Origin of the sequence: Kamptonema sp. PCC 6506 (assembly GCF_000180455.1) — a bacterium.
Classification (GTDB): Bacteria; Cyanobacteriota; Cyanobacteriia; order Cyanobacteriales; family Microcoleaceae; genus Kamptonema; species Kamptonema formosum.
In genome coordinates this window covers 1-5,934 of record NZ_CACA01000250.1, presented here as the reverse complement: position 1 = coordinate 5,934, position 5,934 = coordinate 1, and the positions used below count along the sequence as shown (strand labels likewise).

Annotated in this window: 5 protein-coding genes; 2 read left to right on the top strand and 3 right to left on the bottom strand. The window is 44.3% G+C overall.

Going from position 1 to position 5,934, the window contains the following annotated elements; genetic code table 11:
* A partial coding sequence (locus OSCI_RS12775) for an NAD(P)/FAD-dependent oxidoreductase (RefSeq protein WP_234708746.1) occupies nucleotides 1–1,494 on the top strand: 1,494 nt, incomplete at its 5' end.
* A gap of 409 nt (nucleotides 1,495–1,903) precedes the next feature.
* The gene (locus tag OSCI_RS12765) at nucleotides 1,904–2,548 is read left to right on the top strand and encodes a hypothetical protein (protein WP_007355381.1); all 645 of its coding nucleotides are present in this window, start codon (nucleotides 1,904–1,906) and stop codon (nucleotides 2,546–2,548) included.
* A 277-nt stretch (nucleotides 2,549–2,825) separates the two neighbouring features.
* On the opposite strand, the gene OSCI_RS12760 is transcribed toward OSCI_RS12765, so the two are convergent.
* From OSCI_RS12760 to OSCI_RS12750, 3 genes are read right to left on the bottom strand one after another with little or no spacing between them, the layout of a single operon-like run.
* Nucleotides 2,826–3,431 carry a hypothetical protein gene (locus OSCI_RS12760; protein ID WP_007355380.1) on the bottom strand — a complete coding sequence of 202 codons (606 nt, stop codon included), beginning with the start codon at nucleotides 3,429–3,431 and terminating at the stop codon, nucleotides 2,826–2,828.
* Between the two features lie 14 nt (nucleotides 3,432–3,445).
* On the bottom strand, nucleotides 3,446–4,777 hold the full coding sequence (locus OSCI_RS12755) for a DUF2254 domain-containing protein (RefSeq protein WP_007355379.1): 1,332 nt from the start codon (nucleotides 4,775–4,777) through the stop codon (nucleotides 3,446–3,448).
* 3 nt (nucleotides 4,778–4,780) lie between these two features.
* Nucleotides 4,781–5,797, bottom strand: a complete 1,017-nt coding sequence (locus OSCI_RS12750) for a mechanosensitive ion channel family protein (RefSeq protein ID WP_007355378.1) — start codon at nucleotides 5,795–5,797, stop codon at nucleotides 4,781–4,783.
* Between the last annotated feature and the right edge of the window lie 137 nt (nucleotides 5,798–5,934).

Here is a 5,934-nt window from a genome sequence, read left to right as displayed (position 1 = left end):
CTTACTGACGCTCAATTAGTGGAGAAAAATCATCTCATGAACAACCCAATTTATCAGACTGTAATCGTTGGTGGTGGTTTCACTGGTTTGTTTACAGCTTTGCATCTAGCACACGAACACTATCCAAGAAGCATCATCCTAATTGATAGCTCTGAACGCTTTTGTTTTAAGCCTTTACTTTACGAGTATTTCAGTGGTGAGATGGATGCTAATCAGGTAGTACCGCGTTTTGAGGAACTGCTCAAGGATAGCGGCATCATTTTTGTGCAAGATACGGTGCAATCGATTGACCTAGAACAACGGGAAGTCAAATTAACTTCGGGAACTAACTACAACTACAGTAACTTAGTGTTAGCTTTAGGTAGCGTTACTGGCTATTTTGGCGTTGAGGGTGCTAAAGAATATGCCTTTGATTTTCGCACCCAAGAAAATGCGATCGCGCTCGATCGTCACTTGCGCGACTGCTTACAACGAGCCGTTCAAATTGAAGACCCCGAGCAACGTCGTCGGCTGCTAACTGTAGCTGCGATCGGTGGCGGGCCAAGTGGTGTGGAAATGGTTGCTACTTTAGCCGATCTGCTACCTAACTGGTATGAAGCTTTGGGAGGTAATCCTCAAGAAGTCCGGGTGGTACTAATTAATCACGGCAACGAAATTCTCAAGGGTGATATTAATAGTCATCTGCGTGAAACTGCCGAGCAGGAATTAGAAAAACGCGCTGTACCAGTGGAGTTAATCGCGGGAGCAGAAGCGACGGCTATTCGTCGAGATTCAGTTGAATATAAGCGCGATGGTAAGTCTGAAATATTATCAGCATCTACCACGATTTGGACAACTGGAACTGCTACACATCCACTGATTAAAAACTTACCAATTCCCAACGAACACCGCGATCGAGATGGTCGCGTTCATGTTACTCCCACTTTGCAGTTACCCGATTTTCTAGAAGTTTTTGCAGGGGGTGATTGTGCGGTGGATGTGCAAGCCTCAACGGTTGAGGGTCGTGAGTACGAGCATTTAGAACTACATCAAGATTCAATATCTAATTCCTCTGAGCCCCATGAGACTAAACCTTTACCTCCCACTGCCCAAGTAGCCTATCAGCAAGGGGCCACGATCGCGCATAATCTGAAAGCGATGGCATTAGGACATGAGCTAAAGCCAGCTCAGGTTAACCTACGCGGAACCCTTCTCAAACTAGGTTTAGAAAATAGTGCCGCTAACATTTACGATGTTTTTGAAGTGAAAGGCGAAGTCGGTCATCTGATTCGCCAAGGCACTTATCTAGAACTATTGCCAACTCCGCTTCATAACTTGAAAGTTACTACAGACTGGTTAAAAGATGAGATATTCCACGAACATATCAATTCTGGTGATGGGATAAAGCAAGCTGTTAAGGTTGCTCAAGTCGTGGGTGGAGTAGTCGTCGGCGCTATAGTTGCCAAAAAAATGCTCAATATGCTAAGTGAGGACGATAAAAACCAGAAATCTTGACGGCATCTCCAGAATTGAAGCCAGGATCGAGATTGACCATATAATCGAATACGGTTCCGTTAAGTCTGATAGCACGATCGATGATGCGAATTTTTGGACTTTAACTTAACTTTATTGAGCTTTAACTGAACCGTATTGGTCTATAAACACCTTTTATGAAGGATAAGCCTGGCTTCACCGTCCAAAAATCAGAGCGTCGAGCGAATATGCACCTGGGCCTAAAACCGCGATCGCCATCAGCATGACACAATACATAAACGCTTTTTCCCAGCTTGGCGGTTCGCCTTTTCCATGTGGCCCCTGATCTGACGGGGTGACAACCCCGTCAAAATCCGTACCTATGGCGCTTTGAGACGTTTTGTGGTAAAAAAAATGGGCGATCGCTCTCAACAACCCCCAAAATAATTAAATGCTTCCTTTATTTTACCAAAATTGCTTGTCAAGTCAACTCAAAAAAACTGAATACTTAACTCTTGCAATTGTTGTCAGCCTTTTACAAATACACAAACAAGTTAGTATTGAGCGACTGGCTACTGTTTGGTCATATCCTATACTTTTTGAGAGCCGTAGGCGCAATCTTCAAAGATTTTTTAAGTTGCCAGTGCTGCGAATTGAAACCTTATGGTTTCCCTTGGTAAAATACATCTTGAACACGGCTTTTAAAAACCAGTCTGTGTTGATGCTAGCTATAGACCGTACTCAATGGCGACACAATAATTTATTTTTTATTAGTCTGATTTGGTCGCAAAGAGCTATTCCTTTATACTGGGAAATACTCCCCAAAAGGGGCAGCACGAATCTTCAAGAACAACAAAACTTAATTAAACCTATTTTAGCCTTGCTACAAGATTATGAAATAATTCTTCTTGGAGATAGAGAATTTGGTTCTGTCAAACTAGCGCAATCGCTCTGTGACGTAGGTGTCAAGTTTGTATTAAGAGTTAAACAAGAACGATACATACAAGCTGAAAAATCCGAATATCAACGTCTAAGCGAGTTAGGGCTAATGCCAGGAACGGGCTTTTATATAAGCGAGGTTAAAGTTACTAAATAAAAAGGTTTTGGCTTATTTATCGCATACACTTGTGCAATAGACCTCTTGCAAAAGTAGGCGGGCGCAATTGCTTCTCTGCGCCTCTAATTCTCTCGATCTCTATGAATCTTTATGAAAAGATAAAATTTCGGTTAAGGGCTATGCAATATCTCGATCGTTGATGATTAAATGTAACTTAAATCCGAAACTAGCACGGCGGTCAAAAAAATAGAAAATATGCGTTTCATTATTTTCTCCAAACAGTATCAATATCAATCACAAACTGGCCATTAACTCATTATTTATGATGGCTTAGATGATTTCTTACTAACTCATTCCCTACACTTAAATCTGTCCACTTTTGCAATACCCAAAGGCTGATAATGGCTGCTAATCCCGATCCTAATGTGTCCATAATCAAGTCAATGACTGTATCATCGATGCTGCCAATCACATCTGTTGCCAAAATTTTACCTGCTGACCATTCAGTGATTTCCCACAACGCTCCGATGGCGATACCAAAGCTGACGATCGTCAGTAAATATAGTAGTGTGTGTTGACGAAAAATCGGCAGCATGGGACTATACACCAAAAAACTCAGAGCTAGTGTAATTGAAAACATGGTGAACCCATGAACCAGCTCGTCATAAAGTCCAGGGGCGTAAAACCATCCCCACACCCAACCTCCGGCGTTGAGTAAAGCTGCGAGGACAAACAGAAAATCAAATAGGGTTGGTAGTTTGTCATCTTTCACCAAAAACACAAGAGAGACAATTAGAAAAAGCGCTAGGGCGATCGCATTTTGCCATTTCCCCTGAATAGCAGCAGCAAGAACAGCGATTCCCAGTAATGTTTGCCCCATCCAGGCAGCAAAGCGGTATCCTTTCCAGTTGATAGATTGCATCTTTTCTCCTCATGTCAAACTTGCCCGATCGCTTTTATGGCGGCTAGATAGCGCTCTTTGACATCCTTTCGATCTAACTCTTCGGCGATCCCCTCCTGGCTGCCGCGCTCGATCGTGTTGGCATGACGCAACAGTGCGGCTCTGTCTGCTTTAGTATAGGTAAAAGGGGCAATGACAGCGATCGCTTCTAGTAACCGCATTGTCACTGCTACGCTTGTTTGCCCATACTGCCGAATCTGATTAAAAGCAGCATCCGTCACATCTGCAAACGTCACGGGTTCTGCAATGACGCGCAGCTTATCTTGGTCATCATAACGATAGGCAGAGGGAATCTCTTTTTGTGCCAGGTGACAAAGCGCCGCGCTAAGTTGATCTATACAGCGAATGGCTGTAAAGGGGTCGTTAATGCCAGGTGAGAGGGCGCGGACTGCAATTTCAACCAGTTGGTTAATCGAAAACTCGACATCTTGTTGATCGGTACGCTGCGAACCCAAGACAAAGGCATCATTGACTTGTTTAACCAGCTTTTTGCTACCTGATTCTGCGGGATAAGCAAGTACCAGCGGACTTCCTTTAATCACAAAGTCTCCGGGGCGACGCTGAAGCTGAAGCAGGATATTGCTCTCTGTTGCAATTTGCATTAATTGGTCTGTATCGATCGCTTGCACATAATTACTGCTAGTAGCTTGAATGGCGGTTGCCTCGCGATCGAAATTGGCTGGAATATCTGAGGTGAGTGGTTCTGCTCGATGCGTCGCTGCGCTGCGTCCTACCTGTTTGGGAAAGAGCCGATCGATCGCTTCATCTAGCTCACTTCCCACCTTAGAAATGACACAATCGACTTGAATAGAGGTAGCGGAATGATGAATAAAATAGATTAAAACGCCAATACTGGCGATCGCCAATCCCAGCCCGCAGGTGACTGCAATATGCGGTACAAACTCATTCTCGGCAACACCATTGATGGTTCGCAGCACCATCAGACTGTAAACAAAGGTAGAGATGAAGGTTCCCAGTACGATTTGGTTGCCAGTATCTTGCATAAAGTTACGCAGCAGACGCGGGCCAAACTGCGAAGACGCAAGCTGAAGCGCCACGATGGTAATAGAAAATGCAGTCGTGGCAACAGTCACCATTGAACCTGCGATCGCAGAGAGAATAGCTCGTGAACCATTGGGCCCCAGGGCATACGCCCAACCTAAATTACCAATAATATCGGTTTCTAGCTGTTGGTCAATGCCAATAGTGACAAATGAAAGCCCGATCGCCAGCACAACCATCAGGGTCGGGATGAACCAGAAACTAGAGTGCAGTGAGTCTAAAAGCTTGCTAAACTTGGTTTCCATTTGCTATTCCTCTGTCGTGGGAGCAGGCTTTGTGCTACCTGCTTTAGACCCATTCCCCTCACCCTCGATCTCGGCAAGGCGGTTGATCGAGCTACTAATGCTGCGTGACTGTGGCACTTGACCTTTCCCAGGGGGCCAACCTTCCCGTTGACGAGTGCGATCGCCATCCGTTGCTTCAGTCTGGTCATGAAAGAGAATTTGCTGTGTCGGGAAGGGCAGATCGATACCATTTGCCGTCAGCTTATTTTTAATATTAGTCAACACTCGATCTTGCAGGTCTAGCACATCTGCACGACGAGGAGGTTGCACCCACCAACGAGCGCGAATATTGACAGTGCTGCCTGCTAATTCAACCACGATCGCATCAGGCGCAGGCGTTTCCAACACCCCATTTGTTTCATGTATTGCCTCTAGAATAAACCGTCGTGCTTGGTCAATATCGTCACCATAGCCAATGCCAATGTCGTACTGCAAACGGCGATTTTCAAACGCAGTATTAACCGTAACAGAATTTGTAAATAGCTCAGAATTTGGAATTACAATCCGCCGCCCATCATAAGTTTTAATCGTCGTTGCACGGGTTTGAATATTTTCTACAGTTCCTTCAAAATCTTTGAAAACGATTTGATCGTCGATTTGGAAGGGTTCAGTTAACAGAATTAGAATACCTGCTAGAAAATTTTGTAAAATATCGCGAAACGCAAAGCCGATCGCTACACCACTGATTCCGAGTAGCTGTACGAGATCGCTGGCTTTAAGCGATGGAATTACGATCGACAGCGCAATAAACAAGCCCGCTAAGATAGTTGTTCCTTGTGCCAAGCGCCCCAGCACCATTCCCAGGTTGCGAGCTTGACGGCGATTGCGTGTTAAGTTTCTGACTACTTTCTTAATCGTTCTAGCAACGAAGAAAAAAATAGCAAAGACAATCAATGCCAATACCATATTTGGCAACAAAATGATAAAGTCATTCAGCATTGCCTGCATCTTATCTAAAAGAGTTGATATTTCTTTACTCATTGCACGATCGTCATAGAAAGTACCTGTACGTTAATGGAAATTAGGAGAACTAACTTCTCTCTAAGGTTGTAAATTCTCCTGTCTCAAGCTCTGAATCTCGGCGGGATGACTAAAAAGCTGACTGTATAAACATTCTT